We start from the raw sequence: 1,199 nt of genomic DNA, 5'->3' as shown, positions 1-1,199 counted from the left end.
TTCTCACCAAACCCTTACGCACGCTACTGCATAATTTACCAAAACGTCGGAATTCATCAAATGGGGATCACACCACGCTTCATTGCATGTTCCCAATAGCTCAGTTCACCATCCACCATCTCAAGCAGTTTTTTCGGGCAGCCTACACACTCCCCTTTCGGACCACAGACAAACGTCTCTGATTCGTACAATGGCAATTCTTTTTTCACCGCGTCAATGATATTACGCATCGCGGTTTGTCTATCCGGTTTTTTAGTCATCGGTCGCACGCTTGCAAAAAAGAGCCAGAGTATAGCGTCAGATGAAAAAATCTGCACAGATTGTCATACGGATCACGTATAACGAAAACTATTAATAAATTCGATGACGTCTCAAGAATGTGATTAGATATTCAACTCGTCTCCATCCTAAACTTTGTTTATTTTATAAATTACAGTTGGCTAAAGATGGAATCTTATCTAAGGAAAAAAAGTCCTACCACCAAAAGAAAAGCGGGGGGCAATAACGACGCTCGAGAGAACAAAAAACAATTTTGCCGCCCTCCCTCTAGGCTTTCTTGAAGAGCTCGCACAGTCAAACTCATTGGAAGACATATTACTGTGCACGTCATACTGAGTATGAGGAAATCTTTCAAGCGGATAGATCAAGTATTGCGCTGAGAGAAAATGATGCTTATCTCAAGCTTTATGCCCTCGATGGTAATGACGTTTTACCAAAAGACTGTTTGATTCCCATACAAAGCAGTTTTGTTGGCCAAGTGTTTTCCCAACAAAAAACTGCGATTAGCCCAGATAACCGAAAAAGCAACATGATCGACTGTCAATGGCTTGTGGATGGCGGTCTGCTTTGCTGCATGGATACCCCTCTAAAATACAAAGAAGAATGCTATGGCACTTTAAACGTAGCTCACAAACAAGTGGATAGCTACAGCGAAATTGATGCGAAAATCCTCGAAACCATAGCCAAATGGGTAGCCGCTCAAATCTATAAACACAAACAAATCAACAAGATGATTGAACTCGCGCACCTTGACCCACTCACTGGTGCGCTCAATCGGCGTGCGTTTGTTGAAGCGACTTACTTTATCAATGACAAACCAAGGCAATACGACCACAAAACGGACACTACTGATGACTCGATCTCGACAAGTTCAAAGCGATCAACGATGCGTATGGACACCCATCGGTGACAAGGTTCTG

General features: G+C 42.9%; 1 protein-coding gene and 1 pseudogene. One reads left to right on the top strand and one right to left on the bottom strand.

Annotated features, from left to right (window positions below; translation table 11 throughout):
- Positions 1-260: pseudogene (locus tag CIK04_RS29400) on the bottom strand (hypothetical protein); the annotation flags it as partial.
- A 296-nt stretch (positions 261-556) separates the two neighbouring features.
- On the opposite strand from CIK04_RS29400, the gene CIK04_RS29395 reads away from it, so the two are divergent.
- Entirely contained in the window at positions 557-1,189 is a 633-nt protein-coding gene (locus CIK04_RS29395) for a GAF domain-containing protein (RefSeq protein ID WP_325205995.1), read from the top strand.
- Positions 1,190-1,199 lie beyond the last annotated feature (10 nt).

The sequence above is a fragment of the Vibrio sp. 03_296 genome (genome assembly GCF_002265885.1).
This window is presented reverse-complemented; position numbering and strand designations above follow the sequence as displayed.